Genomic DNA, 20,662 nt, shown 5'->3' on the forward strand with positions numbered 1-20,662 from the left:
ACAGCTAGATCTTGAGCCAACTGACTGATTCGGGGGCGACGAAACGCCGTGATCTCCCTTCCGCCTGCCACGTGGCGATCCATTGGCCTGGTTCTGTGCCTGACGGCAGGGCTGTCGGTCGGCTGCGCCGCCCTCGCCAAGTCCAATGAGACGGCCACGGACGGAACCAAGGACACCGCCAAGGACACTGCTAAGCCCGCCGCCAAGGACAGCCCGAAGGCACCTGCCAAAGGACCAGACAAGGGAACCGGCAAGGACAGTTCGAAGGACACAGCCAAGGGCGCGAGCAAGGGCGCGGCGAACACCCCTGCCAAGGATGCCGCGAAGAAGCCGACCAAGGATGCAGGCAAGAGCGCCGGCAAGGAACCTGCGAAAGACAAGCCCAAGGACAAGCTCAAGGACAAGCCCAAGCCTGCCGCTGCAGCTGCGCCCGCACCGAAATCGACGCCGACCGCCGGCACCTCGTCGCCCAAAGCCGCACCCGCGCCGGCCGCGACAGCCACGATCAGGCCGACTGCCCCGCGCCCGTCAAACCGATCGCTGCGCCCTTGCTCCTGCGACGCGCCAGCATGCCGCGCCGCGCAAGCCGGTGACGCCGGCCGCGGTCGCTGCGACCTCCTCGACGTCGCAAGCCGACAAGGACACGCTGGAGACCGTCATCGAGCTCGTGCGCAAGCGCAAGGCGGGCGATGCCACCAATTACGCCGCCTCCATCTCCGACCCTGTCGCGCGAAAGCTCGCGGAATGGGTCATCCTGCGCAGCGAGGACAATGGCGCGAGCGTCGAGCGCTACCGCGCCTTCCTCTCCGCCAATCCGAGCTGGCCGTCGCAGACTTTCCTGCGCCGCCGCCTCGAGGCCGCGATGTGGGACGACAGGCGCGACGATTCCGTTGCCTGGTCCTGGTTCGAGAACGAGTCGCCGATCTCCGCCAAGGGCCGCTTCACGCTCGCCAAGGCGATGCTGGCGCGTGGCGATCGGGCCAATGCCGAGCGGCTGGTGCGCGAGGCCTGGCGCAGCGATCCGATGTCGGAGGAGACCGAGAACAACGCGCTCGACCAGTTCGGCGCGCTGGTGACGCCGGGCGATCAGAAGGCGCGGATGGATACGCTGCTCTACGGCAGCGAGAACGAGGCCGCGATGCGCGCGGCCAAGCGCCTCGGCGCCGGTTATGTCGCGCTGGCCAAGGCCCGCATCGCCGCTGTCAAGAAAGCACCGAACGCACGCGCGCTGCTCGACGCCGTGCCGCGCGAGCTGCACAACGATCCCGGCTTCATCTTCAGCAAGATCCAGCTTCTGCGCCGCGAGGAGAAGTTTGCGGAAGCCGCCCAGCTGATGCTGTCGGCACCGAAGGACCCGGGCCGGCTCTACAATCTCGACGAATGGTGGATCGAGCGGCGCCTCCTGTCACGCAAGATGATCGACACCGAGGAATTCCGCAGCGCCTATCTGATTGCGCGCGATGCGGCCCTGCCCTCGCGCGACATCTACAAGACCGAGCAGGAGTTCACCGCGGGCTGGATCGCGCTGCGCTTCCTCAACGACCCCACGACCGCCGCCCAGCATTTCGCCCGCATTGGCGTCGGCAGCGTCAATCCGACCACGCTGGCGCGCGCCGGCTATTGGCAGGGCCGCGCCGCGGAGGCCGCGGGCCTCAACAGGAGGCGCGCAACGCTATGCCCGCGCGCCGAGCAATCGACCAGCTATTACGGCCAGCTCGCACGCGCCAAGCTCGGCCTGCCCCAGATCGAGCTCAACAGCCAGCCGCGCGGCCGCGGCGCCGAGCGGCTGGAGATCGTGCGCGCCGCGCAGCTGCTCTACGAACTCGACGAGCGCGAGCTCGCCGTGCCTCTGCTCGCCGACATGGGCGAGAACGGCGATCCCGAAGCGCTCGCGGGCCTGGGCGAGCTCACCCAGCGCTACAGCGACGCGCGCGGCATGCTTCTGCTCGGCAAGGCCGCGCTCAACCGCGGCCTGCCGTTCGATTTCTACGCTTATCCCGTCAACGGCATTCCGCACTTCACGCCGATCGGCCCCGAGGTCGAGCGCAGCATCGTCTACGCGATCGCGCGGCAGGAGAGCGCGTTCAACCCGTCGGTGGTCTCGCCGGCGCAGGCCTATGGGCTGATGCAGGTGACGCCGGACGCCGCACGCTATGTCTGCAAGCGGCACGGGGCGACCTACGATCTGGCGCGGCTGAAGAACGATTCGGTCTACAACGCCACGCTCGGCTCGGCCGAGCTCGGCGGCCTGCTCGAGGATTATCGCGGCTCCTACATCATGACCTTTGCCGCCTACAATGCCGGCCGCGGCAGCGTGAAGAAGTGGATCGACCGTTACGGCGATCCGCGCGACCCCAAGGTGGACGCGGTCGACTGGGTCGAGCTGATTCCGTTTTCCGAGACGCGCAACTACGTGCAGCGGATCATGGAGAACCTTCAGGTCTACCGCGCCCGCTTCGGCGGCGGCACGCGGTTGCAGATCGAGGCCGATTTGCGCCGCTGCACCGGCAGCGTCGAATAGCGCCCCCTTCCCTTGAGGGGAAGCACGCCAACGTCAATCACTATCTCTGTCTGGATTGAGTAAGACGCTCCACGCGCGCTCTGGTAGCATCGCCTCCGGGACAGAAATCAGCTGTCCCAAGCAACAAGAAAAGGAGGAAGCGATGAAGACGTTGGCCGTGTCCGCTCTTGCCGTTGTCTCCATGTCGATCGGCCCGTTGAGCGCCGCCCCGATCAAAGTCGCAGCCCAAACCGGCAACGGCCCCTGGGTCGGATGCTCCCTGTCGGGTGCCGCAGTTCCAGAACTGCAGAAACGTTCTGGGCTTCAAGACCTTCTACGAATGCCAAAGCAACAGGATGGAGCGAGGCTGGACCAGTGTTGAGAGCTCCTATTACTGCCGAGCTCTCGATCTGAAATGACGACGCTTGCCGTTCGGAACGTCTGAGGCCGCCTCACCTGGCGGCTTCTTTCGTAGGAGGCAGTGTCTTCACAACATTGCCGCACGCTCACCCGCAGCGCTCGCCCTGCACTCGCCCAAGAAAAGACCGTCAAAAGAAAAGCCCCGGCGGTTTCCCGCCGGGGCTCTCTGTCAGGTCGTTAGACCGAACTTACCAGTTGCGCTGAGCGCGGAGGAGCAGAACGAGCGAGTTCTGGTCCTTGACCTCGTAGGTCGCAGCCGGCTTGGCGGGAACAGCGGCCAGCCCCGCCGCAATTGTACCTGTGTACTTCTGGTCGATGTTGGTCCAGGCCAAGTCGGCCGAGAACGTCAGGTTCTTGACCGGGGTCCAGCGGGTGATGATACCCACCTGCCCGACGTTGAAGTCGGGGTTACAACCCGTAAGACCAGGTTGCCCGACGGTGAGCAGGCCACCAGCGCCGCAGAGGAAGGTCTTGGCCCCCGAGCCGAACTGCGCCTGAGCGTAGGCACCGTAGATCGCGGTGTTCCAGTAGGGATCCCAGTTGTGCGTGTAAGCACCGCGGAAGCCCCAGGTCTTGATCGTCTCCTGCTGGCCACCCGTGACGTACACGGTGTCCGGAGCGGTGACAGCCGCGAGGCTGCCGTAAGCGCCGGCGAGGCCCGAGCTGCCGTACATCACATACGTGCTGCCCGCGAGGTTCTGGAAGTTGTAGCGGGTCGCACCGTCGGTGTAGACGGCCGACACGTTGATCACGTCACCCGCACCGGTCGGGATGTTCTTGATCGACAGAGCGAGCTGAACCGCCCAGCCCCACTTGTCGTCGGGGTGACCAGTGACTTCGGACGTGCCGTAGTAACCGACGTGGTTGTCATGCGCAGCGACCGACGCCTGGAACATGCCCCAAGCCTGGTCGACACGAACCATACCGACGAGGTTCGGCGACCTGCTGCCGCCGATGGCATTGCTGCCGACAGCACCGCCGAAAATGCCAGCCGCAGTTGCGCCAGTCAGGTTGATGTTACCAGCCTGATAGTACTGGGTGGCGTCTTCAGCCGAGAAGGCTGCCGTCACGCCCTGACCGAAGTCAGCGGTGTAGGTGAACTGGTTGACACCGGTGACCGTGCCCGAGCCACCGACGAGACCGTCGAAGTTGTTGCCGGGATAGTTGGTCCAGGGCGCGTCGAACTGCGACACCGCCTTACCCATGGTGAAGCCGGCGAACTGGATGAAGGCATAGTACACGCCGAGCGAACCGCCCGAGGTGTTGCCGTCGGTCTGGTTGACCGCGCCACCGCCCGAGCCGAACAGAGCCGGAGCAGCTGCACCGACCGGGGTATTAATGCCTAGCGTGCCGCTGTACTGGGTGCCACCGGTCGCGCTGCCGGTGCCGACGTAGTTGCCGGTGGTCCAGGAGAACACGCCGTCGAAGAAGGTACGGACAACGCCGTACTCGGTCGCGGTGCGCGTGTCGATGTTGAGGTCTTCACGAGCGCGCATCGTGTAGTAGTTCGTCAGACGGTTGCGTGCACCGTTGGCGCCCTGGGTCGAGACGTTCTGGTTCAGGGTGAAGTCCGAGTTGGTGCCCAGCGCGACTTCGGCGCGCAGGTAACCACCCAGCTTGATGCAGGTGTCAGTGCCCGGGATGTAGTAGAATCCGGCACCGTACAGGGAGCAGATCTTCACGTATTCGACCGCCTTGGCCTTCACGGGCAGATCAGCCGCCTGCGCTCCGCCCACGGCGATCAGACCCGCCGCTGAGCCGAGCAAAAGGCTCTTAACCAACTTCATGTTAAACCTCCAAGTTGCTCTTCAGGGAAGGTCACTGACCGGACGGCCAATGCCCCAACCCCCTCTAAATCACCGCTTTCGGCTCCTTCGCGCCTTCGGACACACCCGCATGAACGCGAGGGACTTAAGCGAATGACCTAAACGGGACGACCTCGGGATGCCCCCCTCCGTCGCTCGGTCACAATTACCGAACGACCTTGCACACACAACAAGAGAACGCACCGAAACGGGCATATGCAGCGCGTTTCCCGGAGAGTGTTGCACAAATAACACGCAGATGTGATCGCGACGGCTTCTACAAGTCATTGTTTTTATTGATATTTTTTTAACCGGTTCCGTTTGCCCTCGAAATTCCTCACCTGAGGCGGCGCGCGCGGAACAACGCGACTTCGCGGTTACGACGCCGTCGAATCGTGGAATCGGCAGGGGACTCAAGGCGGGACACGGTCGGCCGCGAACTGGGCATGGCACGGCCGAGACAGCAGCCGCCCAAAGGGCGCCAGTCACCAGCAGATGGACATTCATATAAGTGGCTCGAGGCGATGCTGGGCTAACAGGCGGCCCGCCGAAACGGCCGGCATCCAGGCAACGCCCTCTCCTTACCGTCAGCGTCCTCGAAGCCCGCCCCGGCAGCGGGGAACCCAGATCGGCCATTCGCGTGAGCAATGGCGGCGTACGCCGGCTTGCTCATCCAAGCGCCTGAATTTCGATAGGCTCCGGCGGCAATCCGGCCTGGTGTCTTTGATACATCGCCTCGTAGGACGCCTCTAAATGCTTGGTATAGACGCGTCGAACAGCGATGTTTTCGCGCGGTTTTCTCGCAGCCGGTCGCGAATGAGCTGAAGCCGTTGCTTGTCGAGCGCCGGCTCGATCGCGAGCGCCTCATAGCCCTCGCGTGTCCGCGTGATCAGTTCAGGTAGGCCCGCGGCGTCAAGCAAGCTCGCGGCGACGCGGCCTGCGAAACCATTTCCGATTTGCGTCAGGACCGGCAGACCGGCCCACAACGCATCGCTGGCCGTCGTATGCGCGTTGTATGGCAGCGTATCCAGGAACAAGTCGGCAAGGCGATGGCGCGCCAGATGCTCCGATGACGATGGAAGACGCCTTGCAAACACCAGGCGATCTGGATCGATACCGCGGCGTCCCGCTTCCTTTCTCAGGTTGGATCTTGCGTTTTCCGCCATGTCGGACAACCACAACACCGACTGGTCCACGCGCTTGAGGATATTCATCCAGCTTCCGAAGACGGATGGATTGATCTTGTAGGCATTGTTGAAGCCACAAAACACCGTCCATTCCGGCCGCAGACCGTGATCGGCCCTGTCGCAGGTGATCTGGTCGACGGCCTGCCCCCTGACATCGCGCGGCATGAAACTGCCGGGCAGCGCACGACCTTCTCTTCGAAGAACCGGTCGTTCGATTCCGGCACCACGACGCGATCAGCGATGATGTAATGCGAGAGGTCCTTGCTCCCCAACGTTCCCGCGAATCCGAGGTAATTGACGACGATCGGCGCCGGGCCGGAGGCAAACAGGGACAGCCTGGCATTCTGCGTATGCCCGGCGAGATCGACGAGGATGTCGATCTGCGCATCGTTGATCGCCTGCAGGATGTCACTGTCGGTCTTGTGCTGACAATCGAGGAAGCGGTGGAAGGAGCCTTCCAGCCGCTTGCGCAGATCGCTGTCATCTCCCGGGCCAATCGAAAAGGCGTAGGTCTCGAAGCGATGGGTGTCGTGGCTCTCGAAAATGCCGGCGGTCATGTAGCCAACCGGGTGCTCGCGCAAATCGGGGGACACATATCCGACCCGGATCTTGTCGTGGCTGCTGGTCTCTGCTCTCGAACTCGGCTTGGAGATATGCGGAAGCTTTGCGGCGACCCAGGCTCTGGCGCATCGCAGATGATCGTCAGGAGAATCCGTCAAGGACAGCAACGCAAAGGGAGAGCTGTTGGCCTTCCCCGCCCGGATTGCTCCTGTCAGATGACCGATCTCCTCATCGAGATCATCCCAGTTGCACAGGTTCATCTTGGCATAGAGGCGCAGCCCCTCGATGCCCTCGTGGTCGGGCTTGATCGATACGGCCTTGTCATAGGCGGCAAGAGCCTCGTCGAAGCGCCTCAGATCGGTGAAGACATTGCCCCGACCGATCCAGGCTCCTTCCAGGTCGGGCTGGATCGAGAGCGCCTTGTCAAACGCAGCAAGGGCATCCTCATAACACTTGAGAGCCCACGCGACGTTGCCTCGGCCAAGCCATGCTTCGGCGAGGTCAGGCTTGATCGACAGGGCCCGCTCATACGCTGCAGACGCGTCATCGTAGCGCTTGAGCTCGGTAAGAACGTTGCCCCGGCCAAGCCACGCCTCCGCCAGATCAGGCCTGATCGAGAGCGCCTTGTCATACGCCGCGAATGCTGCGTCGTAGCGCTTCAGATCGCAGCAAACATTGCCGCGGCCAAGCCACGCGCCCTCCAGATCCGGCTTGATCGACACCGCCTTGTCGTAGGCGGCAAGCGCGTCGTCATTGGCGCTTGAGATCGGCCATGACGTCACCTCGGCCAATCCATGCATCCCCGAAGGCGGGCTTGTGCGACAGCGCCTTGCCGTAGGTCGCAAATGCTTCGTCATGGCGCTTGAGGTTCCGCAAGGCATTGCCGCGGCCGAGCCAGGCATTCTCGAGATCAGGCTTGATTGCCAGCGCCTTGTCGTAGGCGACGAGAGTGCCTTCGTAGCGTGTCAGCTTCTCGAGGCAGTTGCCCTTGCTCACATAGGCATCGGCGAAGTTCGGATTGTAGGCGATCGCCTTGTCGAATTGATCGATCGCATTCGAATAGTCTCTCGCAAACTCGGCGAGGATCGAGCCCCGGTTGTGATACGAAAGAGGATTGCGCGGATTCACCGCCAAGGCGCGCGAAAAATAGGTCAGCGCCTCCTGGGGGCGATTCAGGGATCTGAGCACATAACCATAGTTGCTGAGCGCTTCGTCGTTGCTTCCATTCAGGGCGACCGCCGCCCTGAGATGGACCTCGGCCTCCGGGAACCGCCCTTGGACGAGCTTCACCACACCCAAGAGATGTTCGACCTCGAAAATGTTCCTGGAGGATTTCGCGATCTGGTGCAGTATTCTTTCCGCTTTGACCAGATCGTTGGCGTAAAAGGCCTCGACAGCACGTCGAAATTTGGCCTGCAGTTCATTCGCTAAGCCCATTCCTCCCTCGGATCATCCGCTCAATCATAACAACCGCTCCGGTGAAGGCATAGCAACCGGCCGGGCCGGCGCTCGTCCAGTCCAATTGGCAAGGCGCGTCGTCCTCGCGTCGTCGACCTCTCAGCCAACAGCTTGCGCCGCGCAACCGGAACCTGACTAAGAAGCTGCCTGTACACGCTCCCGAGCACCGTTGCACTTGTCAGAGGTGGAGCTTTCCCGGTCCCTTGCTCTGCGCGGGCCTGCCCTGATGCACAACAGTCCTTCGGGTCAGCAGCTCGGGCCTCGAAGGCGAAAGAGTGAAGCGGGGCAATGCCCATGGCCGACTAGGCACCCCAATGAAATTTTGCGAATAAAATCAAATCCTTGCCTCTATCAAAGACGATTGAAGGTGAGAAATCGCCCTGCGCCAGGCGCCAAACGCTCTGTTCAGCATCCGTTCTTTTGAACGCCTATCCTCAGCCCGTGGGCAGCCATTCTAATGGCTCATCCCGACCGCTACGACATCGCTGGGAATAATCGAGCGCAAACACGCCCTTCCAAATTGACCGTGCCTACAAAATCGATACATAAGGCTCGCACCGGAGAGGTGGCCGAGTGGCTGAAGGCAACGCTTTGCTAAAGCGTCATACGGTCTCAAGCTGTATCGAGGGTTCGAATCCCTCCCTCTCCGCCATCCACCAGCAGAATCTAGCCCGGCTCGGTTCTTTCACCTGAAGAGCTCGTGGCGCCGGCGCAGAAAGCTTGGCGCAAGGATGCGCGCGGCTGAGCTCAGCCGATTCGCGTTCTCTTATATATGTGTGCCCACACCTAGGTGCCGGATCGCCAGATCCGCCAATGCGAGGGCGCGATCAGCACCGCCTCGCCGGCCCAGACATTGAACCAGACGCCGGCTCTGCGCCGGCAGGGAAAGGTGAGCGGCAAAATGCCGGTCTTGTGCGGCCGTCCGAGTTCCAGATCGCAATCGTCGGGCGCGATCTGAATCGGCAGCCAGTGACCCGTGACCGAGTCATTCTTGTCGGGGTTGTTCATGCCGTACGAGTTCTGAAGCGGCGGCACGATGCTGGGCTTGATTCAGCGCAACCAAATCGCCCGTGAGAACACGGGCCGGCTGCGATGCCCGGCTCAGTGAGCCGAAACCCACGCCCTCGCATCGCGCTGGGCGGCCGCGATCTCGGCATCCGACATCTGGCCCGCGACTTCCTGGCGCAGCGCCACGGCGTCCTTGCGGCCCTTCAGCGCGGCGAGATTGAACCATTTGTGCGCGGCGACGAGATCGACGAGGCCGGAGCGGCCGCTCGCCCAATAGATCCCGCGCTCGAACAGCACGTCCGACAGCGCGCTCGCATCGATCGGCGTCGCGGTCTCGATATCGAAAGTACCCTGAAACATAACGCATCCCCTTTTTGTTATGCCGCCTCGTTCCCCCGAGCGCGGCTCCCGTCCAACTCTGATGTGCATGACCCTTCCCGGGATCGTGCACTGTTCAACTCATCCCCAATGCCGTTTGCCGGCTTGTTGAAGGCGATGATGGCGGGCAAATTTGAATGGCAGTTTAAGTATCGCGATGAAGCAGACGTAAACGCGAGCGCGCGCCATCCGCGCGCTGAATTCAAGAAGTCCCCGTTTTGCAGGCACTTCTGCGATTCGTCAGATTCGGTTTACCTTGGGATTTTGGGACATCGATAACCATCGCGCGCAGTGGCGCGCGTGCTGCGGTTACAATTTGTGGGAGCGGATCGCTGGAAAGGCGCGGGTCACCGCCGCGTGCGGCGGCACCGGCGCCCGTCATCCCGACCGGCGCAGATCGAGGCGCGAGAATCGATCGCAGTGGCTTTGCACCGAGCCCGCGCGAAGGCCGTCGCAGCGACAGCTCGCCGCAGCCCTCACCCGCCCCAAAGGCAGTGCGGCCATGCAGTGCGGCCGAGGCAGCGCGACGACGTCGCGGTCAGATCAGCAATGTGAGGGAAAGGGAATGCCGGCAATACCCCGGCCTCAACAGAACGAGGGCGTCGGCGAACACGTCAGGATCAGATTTCACGTTGGCCCGAAGGGCGCTTGTGAAATTGCGGAGCCCCTTACGGAGAACCGCACCGAACGAAGAAAACTTGTTTCTTCTGCCGGATCGTCAAGGAGAACGATCCGACCGTTGACCTGATGTCTCGCCGACACCCTCTATCGTCGACCAGAACCTCTGGGAGGCGCTGATGACGTGCCGGCCGCTTTAAGAGCCGGCAACTTCAGAAGCGAAGTTACTTCTTCTTCTTCGCGACCTTGCGGGTCTTCTTCGCAGTCTTCTTCACTGCGCTCTTCGCCTTCTTCGCCTTCTTCGCTTTCTTGGCCATGTTGCCCTCCGATGTGTGAGATGGCTTTAATCGCTGCGCGCATTCGGGGATCGAATGCACTCACCCCGAATACACCAACACGACGAAAAAAAACATCTTCTGACTTAAGGAAGTGTTGACGGCGCAGTGCGCGTGCGCCAGCCCCGCCTGATTTGCCGGCGCGCAGAGACACGTGTCCGCAATCGCAAATGCTTCGCGCAGCATCGACGTCGACGAGCGCAGCGATTGCAAGAAAACCCTATGCAGCAAGTAATATTCTGCGCATGCACATCACGCGTGATCGGTGCGATGATGCGCGCTGCAACGCGCGCGATCGCGTCGCAGGGCAGAGTCGCGGACTCTGAGTCGCGATTTTTGGCAACGAAATTATTTTCATGCTTAACGGCGGGAGCGCTCGTCAGAGCGTGCGCAAGCCGCCGTTTTGCGCGAATCGCGCGGGCCGCGATTCGGCGGCGCTGCGCGCCCTTGAGCGGATGATGATTGCCGTCGACGACGCGCGCGAGCGTCGCATCGCAAGGTGAAGCGAGGTGACGAAGCATGTCGTCACCTCGTTCGAGCGCGTGAGGCTAGACGCCGAGCTTGGACTTGAGCAGGTCGTTGACGCTCTGCGGGTTGGCCTTGCCGCCGGACGCCTTCATCACCTGACCGACGAACCAGCCGAGCGACTGCGGCTTGTCCTTGACCTGCGCGGCCTTGTCGGGATTGGCCGCGATGATGTCGTCGACAACCTTTTCGATCGCCGAAAGATCCGTCACCTGCTTCATGCCGCGGCTTTCCACCAGCGCACGGGGATCGCCGCCCTCCTGCCAGACAATCTCGAACAGATCCTTGGCGATCTTGCCGGAGATCGTGCCCTCGCCGATCAGGTCGATGATCCCAGAGAGCTGCTCGGCGCCAACCGGAGAGCCCGCAATATCCCGCCCCTCCTTGTTGAGGCGGCCGAACAGCTCATTAATCACCCAATTCGCCGCCATCTTGCCGTCGCGCGCGCGGTTGGCGAGCTTGTCGAGCACCGTCTCGTAGAACACCGCGCTCTCACGCTCGGCGACCAGCACGCTCGCGTCATAGGCCGACAGGCCAAAGTCTGCGACAAAGCGCGCCTTCTTCTGGTCCGGCAGCTCCGGCAGCTTCGCCTTCAGCTCGTCGACGAACTCCTGGCCGAACTCAAGCGGCAGCAGGTCGGGATCGGGGAAGTAGCGGTAGTCGTGCGCCTCTTCCTTGGACCGCAACGACTGCGTTTCGCCCTTGTTGGGGTCGAACCGACGCGTCTCCTGCGCGATCACGCCGCCATCCTCGATGATCTCGATCTGGCGCCGCGCCTCGTACTCGATCGCCTGGCCAATGAAATTGATCGAGTTCATGTTCTTGATCTCGCAGCGCGTGCCGAGCGGCCCGCCGGGCTTGCGCACGGAGACGTTGACGTCGGCGCGCAGGTTTCCCTTCTCCATGTCACCGTCGCAGGTGCCGAGATAGCGCATGATCGAGCGCAGCTTGGCCACATAGGCCTTGGCCTGCTCGGCGTCGCGGATGTCCGGCTTTGAGACAATCTCCATCAGCGCCACGCCGCAGCGGTTGAAATCGATGAAGGACAGCGACGGCGACTGGTCGTGCAGCATCTTGCCGGGGTCCTGCTCCAGATGCAGCCGCTCGATGCCAACGGTAGCGGTCCTGCCGCCCTCGAGCTCGACGATCACCTCGCCCTCGCCGACGATCGGCGACTTGTACTGGCTGATCTGGTAGCCCTGCGGCAGGTCCGGATAGAAATAGTTTTTCCGGTCGAACACCGAACGCAGATTGATCTTTGCGTTGAGACCGAGCCCGGTCCGGACAGCCTGCCTGACGCATTCCTCGTTGATCACGGGCAGCATCCCCGGCATCGCGACGTCCACGAGCGACACGTGGCTGTTCGGTTCACCGCCGAAGGCAGTGGACGCGCCCGAGAACAGTTTCGCGTTCGAGGTCACCTGGGCATGGATCTCCATGCCGATGACCATCTCCCAATCGCCGGTTGAGCCTTTGAGGAGCTTGTGGGAAGTGGCAGGTGCGTTCATGGCATAACTCGTTTGTTGGCTGCGCGCCGGTCGCTTGCTTCGAGAAGCCCGTTCAGCGACTGAAACACGTCGGCCGGCCGGCGTTGCGCGATCTCGCCGCGGCCCATCACCTCGATCTCTCCGAACAGCGCGTCGACCTCCGGCGAAGACGCAAACACGAAGCCGTCGAACGAGGTGCTCTGCTCTTCGAAATCGCTGGAGATCTCGACACGGTAGCCGTGCGCCTTGAGGCGATCGACGACGTCGTAGTGGAGGGCCTGCGAATGAGTTGCAACGAAGAGATAATCGACGCGGCGCTTGCTCAGCACGCTCTCCGCGCCCTGCAACATCTCGACCTCGAAAGCCTGGATATCGGCATGCAGGATGTCGAGGCGCTTGATCTTCCGGTCCCGGAAAAAGGCGTCGACCTCGAACTTGCCGGTGCCGACGAAGGCCTTGATGAACTCGCCCTTCAGTCCGTTGCGCGCGAAATTGTCCTGACCGGTCTTGAGGCAAGCGGGGTCGGGCTCGACCAGGATGACCTCTGCCTTGGGCCGCGTCCTGTTCAGCCACATGGAATAATGGCTCCAATAGGCGCCGAGCTCGATCATCGCCGGCGCCTCGCCGAGCCGCTTCAGCAACTCCTGGAAGACGTATTCCTCCAGCGGCTCGTGGACGCCGCGATTGATGATGAGCACACTGCTGAAGGGGCCGTAATACGCCCCCGGCCCGATGCCCGGGACCTTCAGGCCGTTATGTAGATAAACCTGGTCGCCATCGATGAGACCGGCCATCGGGACGCGCTCGATCAGGAGGTTGAGCGGATCGGAAACGATCTCGCGAAAGCGGCCGAACAGGTCCTCCGGCTTCGCCTTGGCTCCCTTGAAACCTAGCTCGCTCATGTCCGCGCACTCCCACCCAGCGCAACGGCGATGCGCTGCCATTCTGCTTCGAGCGAGTCCATTGCCACGGGCTGGCCGGCCTGGCGATACCAGTAGCCGGCGTTGCCGAGATCGCCTTCGACGCGGTGCAAGTACGCATGAACCCAGGCCGCCTCGCGGCTGCTCTCGTCCTGAACGATCTTGTGCGCCTGGTCCCAGTCGCCCTTCGCCGCCCACCAGAGACCCGTGAGCGGCGCGCTCAGCTCCGGCGCGGGCGCCGCGCCGTCGAGGCTCGCGATGAAATCAGCGACATTCACCACCACCTCGCGGGCGTGAAGCGGCCGGCGGCCTGCTCGATCACCTCGCCGAGCGAGAACAGCGTCTCCTCGTCGAACGGGCGGCCGATCAGCTGCAACCCGAGCGGCAGACCCTGCGAGTCCTTGCCGGCGGGCACGGCGATGCCCGGCAGGCCCGCCATGTTCACGGTCACCGTGAAGATGTCGTTGAGATACATCTCGACGGGGTCGGCGCCGCCCTTCTCGCCGATGCCGAAGGCGGCCGACGGCGTCGCCGGCGTCAGGATCGCGTCGACGCCCTTGGCAAAGCAATCCTCAAAATCCTTCTTGATCAGCGTGCGCACTTTCTGGGCGCGCAAATAATAGGCGTCGTAATAGCCGGCCGACAGCACATAGGTGCCGATCATGACGCGGCGGCGTACCTCCGCGCCAAAACCTCCGGCGCGGGTGTTCTCGTAGAGCTCTGTGATGTTCTTAGCTTGCTCGCGCAGGCCGTAGCGAACGCCGTCATAGCGCGCGAGGTTGGAGGAGGCTTCCGCGGGGGCCACGATGTAATAGGCCGGCAGCGCGTATTTGGTGTGCGGCAGCGATATCTCGACGAGCTCTGCCCCCGCGGCTTTCAGCCAGGCCGCGCCCGCTTCCCAAAGTTTCTCGATTTCGGCCGGCATGCCGTCGAGACGATACTCCCTGGGGATGCCGATCTTCATGCCCTTCACGGACTTGCCGATCGCGGCCTCGTAGTCCGGCACCGGGATGTCGACCGAGGTCGTGTCCTTCGGATCGTGGCCGGCCATCGAGCGCAGCAGCATCGCGGCATCGCGCGTTGTGCGCGCGATCGGACCTGCCTGGTCGAGCGAGGAGGCAAAGGCGACGATGCCCCAGCGCGAGCAGCGGCCATAGGTCGGCTTGATGCCGACAGTTGCGGTGAACGCCGCCGGCTGGCGGATCGAGCCGCCGGTGTCGGTCGCGGTCGCGCCCATGCAGAGCAGCGCCGCCACGGCCGAGGCCGAGCCGCCGGACGAGCCACCCGGCACCAGCGTCGTGTTGCTTCCCTCGCGCCGCCAGGGATTGCCGACGGGACCGAAGCACGAGGTCTCGTTCGCCGAGCCCATGGCAAACTCGTCATTGTTGAGCTTGCCGAGCATCACCGCGCCGTCGCGCCAGAGCTGCGAGGTCACGGTGGACTCATAGGTCGGCACGAAATTGCCGAGGATTTTTGAGCAAGCCGTGGTGCGCACGCCCTTGGTCGCGAACAGGTCCTTGATGCCGAGCGGGATGCCCGCGAGTGGGCCCGCATCACCGTTGGCGAGCTTTGCGTCCGCCTCGCGCGCCATGCTGCGCGCCTGGTCCGGCGTCTCCATCACGAAGGCGTTGAGCACGCGCGCGGCTTCGATCGCGTTCAGATGCGCGTCGGTCAGTTCGAGCGACGTGAAAGTCTTGTCGGCGAGACCCTTGCGGGCCTCGGCGAGCGTCAGCGATGTCAAATCGGTCATTTATTGATCGGGCTGCAGAAGAACGGAGACAGGGTCTTGTCGTTGGCCGGGTCGTCTTTTTTGGTGGCCGCATTGGCGGCGGCCTCGAGCTCATCGAGCACGGCATTGACGGCGACATTGGGATCGGCAGCCTTGCCCTGCCGCTCCATCTTGTCGAGGTAGTTCATGTAGGCCTGATAGGCCTTCTCATCGTCGCAAAGCAGGCACATCGGACCACGTCCTGAGACTCTTTATTTGACGCGTTTTCTTCACGCGAACCGGGCTCCACTTCGCTCGAAAACGCTATGCTACTCGACGACCTTCGGCACCAGGAAGAAATGCCCCTCGGTCGCGGGCGCGTTGGCAACGATATCGTCGGCGATCTCGCCGTCATTGACCACGTCCTGCCGCTTCTTCATCTGCATCGGGGTGACCGAGGTCATCGGCTCCACGCCCTCGACATTGACCTCCGAGAGCTGCTCGACAAAGGCGAGCATGGCATTGAGCTCGCCCTGAAGATGCGGAACCTCGCCCTCGGAAACCGCAATGCGCGCCAGATGCGCGATGCGGCGGACGGTAGCGGCGTCGACGGACATTATATAAGGCCTCTCACGGCAAAACCTATGTGCCGTATAGCAGAGGCCGCTTTTGCGCCGCAACCGGCCCTGGCGCCCTATCCAGCCACCGCTTTTAGGCGGGCCAAGGCCGATTTGGCGAGATCCCGGGTCAATTCGGCCGCAGGGACCTCGCGGCCGAGGGCGACGGCCTGGCCGGCCCAGAGATTGGTGAAATCCACCCTGCCCTGCTTTTCGGCAGCCGTCTTGAGCGGCCCGAGCGCCGTCGCGGCATGGGGGAACGGCGGCGCATCCGGCGAGATCGGACCGGCTTCGCGCATCAGGCGGTTCTGCACACCGCGCGCCGGGCGCCCGGTCATGACATTGGTGATGACGGTGGAATCGTCCCGCGCTTCAGCGAGCGCCTTGCGCCCGCCTGCGCTGACCTTGGATTCCGGACAGCGCAGATAGGCGCTGCCGATCTGCACGCCGGATGCCCCGAGTGCGAAGGCTGCGGCAATGCCGCGCCCGTCGGCGATGCCGCCGGCCGCGATGACAGGCACCTTCACGGCATCGGCGACCTGCGGCACCAGCGCAAATGTGCCGGGCTGCTCGGCGATCTTGTCGGTCAGGAACATGCCGCGATGGCCGCCCGCCTCGGCGCCTTGCGCGATCACGGCATCGACGCCGCGCTGTTCCAGCCAGACCGCTTCCTTCACCGTCGTCGCGGAGGAGATGACGAGGCAACCAGCCGCCTTGACGCGCTTGAGCAGCGCGGACTCCGGCAGGCCGAAATGGAAGCTGACGACCTCCGGCTTCAGCTCTTCGACGACCTCGCAGAACGCGGCGTCGAACGGCGCGCGGTTCGCAGCGGCGACCGGCGCCGCCGGATCGAGCCCGTGCTCGGTGTAATAACCCATGAGCCGCTGCTTCCAGCGCGCTTCGGCCTCGGGCGTGAGATCGACCGGCGTGTGGCAGAAGAAGTTCATGTTCAGCGGCGCCTTCACCCGCTGGCGGATGATGTGGACCTGCTCGCGCGCCTTTTCCGGCGACAGCAGCGCACTCGGCAGCGACCCCAGCCCGCCGCCTTGTGCCACGGCGATCACCAGCTCCGCATCCATCACGCCGGCCATCGGCGCCAGCACGATCGGGAATTCGGTCTTGAAGAGGTCGATCAGTCGACGGTCAGGCCACATGGTTGTTCTCTCTCGTTGGTCCTTACCCTCCCCTGGAGGGGGAAGAATTCTGTGCCGCGACTATTGAATTGCGCCGCCCAGCGAGCAGCTGCTCCGCCTCCACCGCAATCCGCTCGACGATCTCGGCCGCCGGTGAAATATCATGGATCAGTCCGACCGCTTCGCCCGCGATGACGGCGGCGACATCAAAATTCCCGGAGGCTTTCGCCGCGGCATACTCCGCCGCGACTGCGGCGACATTCTGCATCAGCTCGACCTCGCGACCGATCCAGCGCCTGGCGTGATCGTTGACCAGACACCGTCCCGTGAACGGCGCCGGCCAGACATTGTTGCGGGAGAGATCGAAGATGATGCCGCGTACGGTCGAGCCGCTGTTCGCCGCGCAGATGCGCCGCTTGGCTTCCTCGGCACCATCGGCCTCCTGGCTCGCATAGAACCGCGTACCGAGCAGCACGCCGCTCGCGCCCAGCATCATCATCGCAGCGAGCCCGCGTCCATCGGCGATGCCGCCGGCCGCCACCACGGGCACGCGGCCCGCGGCGAGATCGACGATTGCGGGCACGAGATCGACGGTGGTGCGGGAGGCACCATGACCGCCCGCCTCCGTCCCCTGCGCGATCACGATGTCGGCGCCGGCATCGAGCGCCTGCCGCGCCATCGCTTCGTCCTGCACCTGGCAGATCAGACGCGCGCCTGATGACTTGATCCTGCGTGCGAACGGCGCGGGATCGCCAAACGATAACATGATCGCGGATGGCTTTGCGGCAAGCGCGACATCGAGAAGCTCCGGCCGTTTCGCGAGGCTCCAGGTGATGAAGCCGATGCCGAACGGTGCCGACAGTCGCGCGAGCTTCGCCGTCTCCTGCTCCAGCCACGCCGCTCGCCATAGCCGCCGCCGAGAATGCCGAAGCCGCCGGCGCGGCTCACGGCCGTCACCAGACGGCTGCCGGCGACGATGTCCATCGGCGCCAGCAGGATGGGATGCCTGATCTCCAGCAGCGTGGTCAGCGAGGTCGTCATTGGCACGGCGCTTCCTCCGATCTGGACAGCAAGACTAGGGCCGACTAGCATTCTCGAAAAATGAATTGTTGCGAACGTAGCCATCTCGAAAGCGAAACGACGCCATGGAACTCAGCGACATCCAGACCTTCGCCGCGGTCGCTCGCGCCGGAGGCATCACCCGCGCCGCGGAAGAGCTGAACACCGTGCAGTCCAACGTCACCCAGCGCGTGAAGGCCCTGGAGGCGGAGATCGGCACGGCGCTGTTCGAGCGCCACAGCCGCGGCATGACGCTGACCGGCGCCGGCAAGCGCCTCCTGCCCTATGCACAACGGATGGCGGCGCTGTCGCGCGAAGCGCTGCTCGCCGCCCGCGACGACGGCGAGCCGAAAGGGCCGCTGGCGATCGGCTCGATGGAGACGACGGCAGCGGTGCGCTTGCCGCCGCTGCTGGCTGATTTCCACCGCCGCTTTCCAGCCGTGCGGCTCTCCTTGCGCACCGCGACCACGGCCGACCTCGTCGCCGGCGTGCTCGAAGGCGCGCTCGACGGCGCCTTCGTCGCAGGTCCCATCGCGCATGCCGACCTCACGACGACCAGCGCGTTCCGCGAAGAGCTGGTGCTGGTCAGCGCGCGGCGCTGGGCCTCGCTTGCCGAGCTGCGCGCCGGCACGCCGGAGTCGGGTCCCACCGCGCTGGTGTTCCGCACCGGCTGCACCTATCGTCAGCGGCTAGAGCAGGTGTTCGTCGAGTTCGGCTGGCCGTCGGCCGCACGCTTCGAACTCGGCACGCTCGACGGAATGATCGGCTGTGTCGCCGCCGACATGGGCGTGACGCTGTTGCCGCGGGCGGTCGTCGAACGCAGCGCGATGAACGGCAGCGTGTCGATCCACGCGCTCAGCGCCGCGCATGCGCGGGTCGAGACGCTCTTCGTCCAGCGCCGCGCTGGGCATCAATACAGCGCGCTCCAAGGCTTCATCGCCTGCCTGAAGAAGGACGACGACGTCATCGCGGCCTGACGCGGCGCGAACGTTCCACGCGACGAAATTCGTCACAAATCCATCGCGCTTGAATCAATCCGCGCTGCGTTCAGCCGCCGCATCGCAGCACATCGAAAAGCTTTGAAGCCCGCGATCATTCTACGTTAGGATGAGCGACTGGCCAGCGCGAAACCATAATCGAAGCCAAAACATCGGCAAGAAACACTGGGAGGACTATCGATGCGCAATACGCTCGTGTTGTGCTGCGTCGCCGCGTTGTCGGCGATATCAGGGACTGCAAGCGCTCAGGACTGGACCAAATCGAAATGGGGGCCCAACGACGAGATCGGCGCCGCCAACTACATGACGCCCGACCTGGTGGTAAAGGCAGCCTCGCTGGTGAAGACCGGCAAGACCTACGCCCTCGGCATCCCCGTCACGCCGCAGACGCCGGCCTATCCGCCGCGCACCTTCAAGCTCACCATCGTGCAGCCGGGACAGGCCGGCAGCCCGGGTCTCGGTCCCAACAAGGCCACCTACAATGACGACATCCTCGACACGTGGGTCGGCATCGGCAGCCAGCTCGACGGTCTCGGCCATCTCGGCGTCGAGCACGTCTATTACAACGGCAACAAGCTCGCCGATTTCGCCGACCCGAACGGGCTGAAGAAGCTCGGCATCGAGAAGGTGCCGCCGATGGTCACCCGCGGCGTGCTGCTCGACATGGCCGCCTACTTCAAGACCGACGTGGTGAAGGAAGGTACCGCCTTCAACGTCAAGGAGATCGAGGAAGCTGCCAAGCAGCAGAACGTCGAGATCCGCCAGGGCGACGTCGTCATCTTCCACACCGGCTGGCTCAGCCTGATCGGCAAGGACGACAAGCGCTACTCGGCGGGCGAGCCCGGCCTCGGCGTCGAAGGCGCGAAGTATCTCACCGGCAAGGGCGTCGTCGCCATCGGCGCCGATACCTGGGCGCTCGAGGTGCTGCCGTTCGAGTCCAAGAACGTGTTCGAGGTGCATCAGATCCTGCTCGCGATGAACGGAACCTACATCCTCGAGAACATGGACACCGCGGCGCTTGCGCGGGACAAGGGCTATGAGTTCCTGTTCGTGCTGGGCCAGCCGCGCTGGACCGGCGGCGTGCAGGCGATGATCAACCCGATCGCGATCCGCTGATCTCGATTGCGATCCGCTGATCCAAGACCCGGGCGAGGATCCGCCTGCCATCAGGCAGGCCCCTCGCCCGATCCCTCCATCACCGCGGCCTGAGATTCCAGCGTCGCAGCGCGACGACGGCCCAGATCGCCTCGACCAGGCCGAACGGCCAGGCGCCCTGGAGAAAGCCGTAGGCCGAGCCGAGCGCGCAGGAGCCGGCGAACAGCAGCACGTACCAGTGGCTGCGGTCCTCCAGGGCATAGCAGACCAGCATCGCCGTCACGGCAAACAGGCCGAATAGTGTCAGTGCGTCCATCGTCGAGGGTTCACTCGGAAGCGTTGCGCGTGATATGCGCTAAATCCATGCCGGCTCTTATCCTGCCTCTCGTCGATGCTGCAACCCACTGGCCCGAACGCGGCGCGCTGGTCGGACTTGATCTGGGCACCAAAACCATCGGCGTGGCCGTGTCCGACCCGGACCGGCGGCTGGCGACCGGCGTCGAGACCATCCAGCGCAAGCAGTTCAAGCAGGACGCCGCCCGGCTGCTCGCGATCGCCGCCGAGCGCAAGGCGGCCGGCTTCGTGCTCGGCCTGCCCATCAACATGGACGGCAGCGAGGGCCCGCGCGCGCAATCGACCCGCGCCTTCGCCCGCAACCTCGCCGGCCTGACCGCCCTTCCCATCGGCCTCTGGGACGAGCGGCTGTCGACCGCCGCGGTCGAGCGCGAGCTGATCGGCATGGATGTCAGCCGCGCCAAGCGCGCCGAGGTGATCGACGAGCACGCCGCGATCTTCATCCTGCAAGGCGCGCTCGACCGCCTCGCGAACTTGCGCAACGGAGCCGGCTGAC

At 63.9% G+C, this 20,662-nt stretch carries 18 protein-coding genes, 1 tRNA gene and 2 pseudogenes; 6 read left to right on the forward strand and 15 right to left on the reverse strand.

Features of this window, described 5'->3' with window-relative positions; all coding sequences use genetic code 11:
* The first annotated feature begins 48 nt into the window (after positions 1 to 48).
* Positions 49 to 2,521: pseudogene (locus FOM02_RS40090) on the forward strand (transglycosylase SLT domain-containing protein).
* A 587-nt stretch (positions 2,522 to 3,108) separates the two neighbouring features.
* Here FOM02_RS40090 and FOM02_RS40095 read toward each other — a convergent pair.
* The 4 genes from FOM02_RS40095 to FOM02_RS40110 all read right to left on the reverse strand — a co-directional run bounded on the left by FOM02_RS40095 (position 3,109) and on the right by FOM02_RS40110 (position 7,910).
* Positions 3,109 to 4,707 (reverse strand): porin, encoded by a 1,599-nt coding sequence (locus tag FOM02_RS40095; RefSeq protein ID WP_027559609.1) that lies wholly within the window; start codon positions 4,705 to 4,707, stop codon positions 3,109 to 3,111.
* 767 nt (positions 4,708 to 5,474) lie between these two features.
* Positions 5,475 to 5,996, reverse strand: a complete 522-nt coding sequence (locus FOM02_RS40100) for a hypothetical protein (RefSeq protein WP_231164043.1) — start codon at positions 5,994 to 5,996, stop codon at positions 5,475 to 5,477.
* A complete protein-coding gene (locus FOM02_RS40105) occupies positions 5,936 to 7,255 on the reverse strand; it encodes a tetratricopeptide repeat protein (RefSeq protein WP_231164383.1) in 1,320 nt (439 codons plus the stop codon). The genes FOM02_RS40100 and FOM02_RS40105 overlap by 61 nt, the downstream gene beginning before the upstream one ends.
* On the reverse strand, positions 7,224 to 7,910 hold the full coding sequence (locus FOM02_RS40110) for a tetratricopeptide repeat protein (protein WP_027559610.1): 687 nt from the start codon (positions 7,908 to 7,910) through the stop codon (positions 7,224 to 7,226). The genes FOM02_RS40105 and FOM02_RS40110 overlap by 32 nt, the downstream gene beginning before the upstream one ends.
* Before the next feature lie 580 nt (positions 7,911 to 8,490).
* On the opposite strand from FOM02_RS40110, the gene FOM02_RS40115 reads away from it, so the two are divergent.
* Positions 8,491 to 8,583, forward strand: a tRNA-Ser gene (locus tag FOM02_RS40115).
* 134 nt (positions 8,584 to 8,717) lie between these two features.
* Here the strand turns inward: FOM02_RS40115 and FOM02_RS40120 are convergent.
* Together FOM02_RS40120 and FOM02_RS40125 are read right to left on the reverse strand one after the other, a co-directional pair.
* Positions 8,718 to 8,939 (reverse strand): hypothetical protein, encoded by a 222-nt coding sequence (locus FOM02_RS40120; RefSeq protein WP_028146272.1) that lies wholly within the window; start codon positions 8,937 to 8,939, stop codon positions 8,718 to 8,720.
* Positions 8,940 to 9,032: 93 nt separating this feature from the next.
* The gene (locus tag FOM02_RS40125) at positions 9,033 to 9,299 is read right to left on the reverse strand and encodes a hypothetical protein (RefSeq protein WP_027559612.1); all 267 of its coding nucleotides are present in this window, start codon (positions 9,297 to 9,299) and stop codon (positions 9,033 to 9,035) included.
* 1,327 nt (positions 9,300 to 10,626) lie between these two features.
* Here FOM02_RS40125 and FOM02_RS40130 point away from each other — a divergent pair.
* Complete coding sequence (locus FOM02_RS40130) at positions 10,627 to 10,773, forward strand: hypothetical protein (protein WP_156950855.1); 147 nt, start codon at positions 10,627 to 10,629, stop codon at positions 10,771 to 10,773.
* Between the two features lie 45 nt (positions 10,774 to 10,818).
* Here the strand turns inward: FOM02_RS40130 and gatB are convergent, their stop codons facing one another.
* From gatB to FOM02_RS40170, 8 genes and pseudogenes are all read right to left on the reverse strand, one after another.
* Positions 10,819 to 12,303 carry an Asp-tRNA(Asn)/Glu-tRNA(Gln) amidotransferase subunit GatB gene (gene gatB, locus FOM02_RS40135; RefSeq protein WP_027559614.1) on the reverse strand — a complete coding sequence of 495 codons (1,485 nt, stop codon included), beginning with the start codon at positions 12,301 to 12,303 and terminating at the stop codon, positions 10,819 to 10,821.
* Positions 12,300 to 13,184 (reverse strand): FkbM family methyltransferase, encoded by an 885-nt coding sequence (locus FOM02_RS40140; RefSeq protein WP_027559615.1) that lies wholly within the window; start codon positions 13,182 to 13,184, stop codon positions 12,300 to 12,302. Before FOM02_RS40140 ends, gatB begins: the two co-directional genes overlap by 4 nt.
* Complete coding sequence (locus FOM02_RS40145) at positions 13,181 to 13,486, reverse strand: hypothetical protein (RefSeq protein ID WP_027559616.1); 306 nt, start codon at positions 13,484 to 13,486, stop codon at positions 13,181 to 13,183. The genes FOM02_RS40140 and FOM02_RS40145 overlap by 4 nt, the downstream gene beginning before the upstream one ends.
* Positions 13,477 to 14,952, reverse strand: coding sequence for an Asp-tRNA(Asn)/Glu-tRNA(Gln) amidotransferase subunit GatA (gene gatA, locus FOM02_RS40150; RefSeq protein ID WP_027559617.1), 1,476 nt, complete (start codon positions 14,950 to 14,952; stop codon positions 13,477 to 13,479). The genes FOM02_RS40145 and gatA overlap by 10 nt, the downstream gene beginning before the upstream one ends.
* Complete coding sequence (locus FOM02_RS40155; RefSeq protein WP_027559618.1) at positions 14,949 to 15,161, reverse strand: hypothetical protein; 213 nt, start codon at positions 15,159 to 15,161, stop codon at positions 14,949 to 14,951. The genes gatA and FOM02_RS40155 overlap by 4 nt, the downstream gene beginning before the upstream one ends.
* A gap of 78 nt (positions 15,162 to 15,239) precedes the next feature.
* Positions 15,240 to 15,527 (reverse strand): Asp-tRNA(Asn)/Glu-tRNA(Gln) amidotransferase subunit GatC, encoded by a 288-nt coding sequence (gene gatC, locus FOM02_RS40160; protein ID WP_007611211.1) that lies wholly within the window; start codon positions 15,525 to 15,527, stop codon positions 15,240 to 15,242.
* Between the two features lie 77 nt (positions 15,528 to 15,604).
* Positions 15,605 to 16,681 carry an NAD(P)H-dependent flavin oxidoreductase gene (locus FOM02_RS40165; protein WP_027559619.1) on the reverse strand — a complete coding sequence of 359 codons (1,077 nt, stop codon included), beginning with the start codon at positions 16,679 to 16,681 and terminating at the stop codon, positions 15,605 to 15,607.
* Between the two features lie 22 nt (positions 16,682 to 16,703).
* Positions 16,704 to 17,707: pseudogene (locus FOM02_RS40170) on the reverse strand (NAD(P)H-dependent flavin oxidoreductase).
* A 98-nt stretch (positions 17,708 to 17,805) separates the two neighbouring features.
* Between FOM02_RS40170 and FOM02_RS40175 the strand changes: the two are divergent.
* Together FOM02_RS40175 and FOM02_RS40180 are read left to right on the forward strand one after the other, a co-directional pair.
* Positions 17,806 to 18,696, forward strand: a complete 891-nt coding sequence (locus FOM02_RS40175; protein WP_027559621.1) for a LysR family transcriptional regulator — start codon at positions 17,806 to 17,808, stop codon at positions 18,694 to 18,696.
* Positions 18,697 to 18,897: 201 nt separating this feature from the next.
* Positions 18,898 to 19,833: a cyclase family protein gene (locus FOM02_RS40180; protein ID WP_027559622.1), complete on the forward strand. Its 936-nt coding sequence runs from the start codon at positions 18,898 to 18,900 to the stop codon at positions 19,831 to 19,833.
* Positions 19,834 to 19,912: 79 nt separating this feature from the next.
* On the opposite strand, the gene FOM02_RS40185 is transcribed toward FOM02_RS40180, so the two are convergent.
* Positions 19,913 to 20,128, reverse strand: a complete 216-nt coding sequence (locus tag FOM02_RS40185) for a hypothetical protein (RefSeq protein WP_027559623.1) — start codon at positions 20,126 to 20,128, stop codon at positions 19,913 to 19,915.
* Between the two features lie 47 nt (positions 20,129 to 20,175).
* On the opposite strand from FOM02_RS40185, the gene ruvX reads away from it, so the two are divergent.
* Positions 20,176 to 20,661 carry a Holliday junction resolvase RuvX gene (gene ruvX / locus FOM02_RS40190; protein WP_027559624.1) on the forward strand — a complete coding sequence of 162 codons (486 nt, stop codon included), beginning with the start codon at positions 20,176 to 20,178 and terminating at the stop codon, positions 20,659 to 20,661.
* The last annotated feature ends 1 nt before the right edge of the window (position 20,662 follow it).

Source organism: Bradyrhizobium sp. SEMIA, from assembly GCF_014844175.1.
In the GTDB taxonomy this organism is placed as follows: domain Bacteria; phylum Pseudomonadota; class Alphaproteobacteria; order Rhizobiales; family Xanthobacteraceae; genus Bradyrhizobium; species Bradyrhizobium arachidis.

Excerpts from the sequence above, each read along its gene's own strand:
- ruvX (WP_027559624.1), top strand. The coding sequence starts at position 20,176 with ATGCCGGCTCTTATCCTGCCTCTCGTCGATGCTGCAACCCACTGGCCC.
- FOM02_RS40110 (WP_027559610.1), bottom strand. The coding sequence starts at position 7,910 with ATGGGCTTAGCGAATGAACTGCAGGCCAAATTTCGACGTGCTGTCGAG.
- gatB (WP_027559614.1), bottom strand. The coding sequence starts at position 12,303 with ATGAACGCACCTGCCACTTCCCACAAGCTCCTCAAAGGCTCAACCGGC.
- gatA (WP_027559617.1), bottom strand. The coding sequence starts at position 14,952 with ATGACCGATTTGACATCGCTGACGCTCGCCGAGGCCCGCAAGGGTCTC.
- FOM02_RS40095 (WP_027559609.1), bottom strand. The coding sequence starts at position 4,707 with ATGAAGTTGGTTAAGAGCCTTTTGCTCGGCTCAGCGGCGGGTCTGATC.
- FOM02_RS40130 (WP_156950855.1), top strand. The coding sequence starts at position 10,627 with ATGCTTAACGGCGGGAGCGCTCGTCAGAGCGTGCGCAAGCCGCCGTTT.
- gatC (WP_007611211.1), bottom strand. The coding sequence starts at position 15,527 with ATGTCCGTCGACGCCGCTACCGTCCGCCGCATCGCGCATCTGGCGCGC.
- FOM02_RS40180 (WP_027559622.1), top strand. The coding sequence starts at position 18,898 with ATGCGCAATACGCTCGTGTTGTGCTGCGTCGCCGCGTTGTCGGCGATA.
- FOM02_RS40140 (WP_027559615.1), bottom strand. The coding sequence starts at position 13,184 with ATGAGCGAGCTAGGTTTCAAGGGAGCCAAGGCGAAGCCGGAGGACCTG.
- FOM02_RS40175 (WP_027559621.1), top strand. The coding sequence starts at position 17,806 with ATGGAACTCAGCGACATCCAGACCTTCGCCGCGGTCGCTCGCGCCGGA.
- FOM02_RS40165 (WP_027559619.1), bottom strand. The coding sequence starts at position 16,681 with ATGTGGCCTGACCGTCGACTGATCGACCTCTTCAAGACCGAATTCCCG.
- FOM02_RS40155 (WP_027559618.1), bottom strand. The coding sequence starts at position 15,161 with ATGTGCCTGCTTTGCGACGATGAGAAGGCCTATCAGGCCTACATGAAC.
- FOM02_RS40125 (WP_027559612.1), bottom strand. The coding sequence starts at position 9,299 with ATGTTTCAGGGTACTTTCGATATCGAGACCGCGACGCCGATCGATGCG.
- FOM02_RS40185 (WP_027559623.1), bottom strand. The coding sequence starts at position 20,128 with ATGGACGCACTGACACTATTCGGCCTGTTTGCCGTGACGGCGATGCTG.
- FOM02_RS40120 (WP_028146272.1), bottom strand. The coding sequence starts at position 8,939 with ATGAACAACCCCGACAAGAATGACTCGGTCACGGGTCACTGGCTGCCG.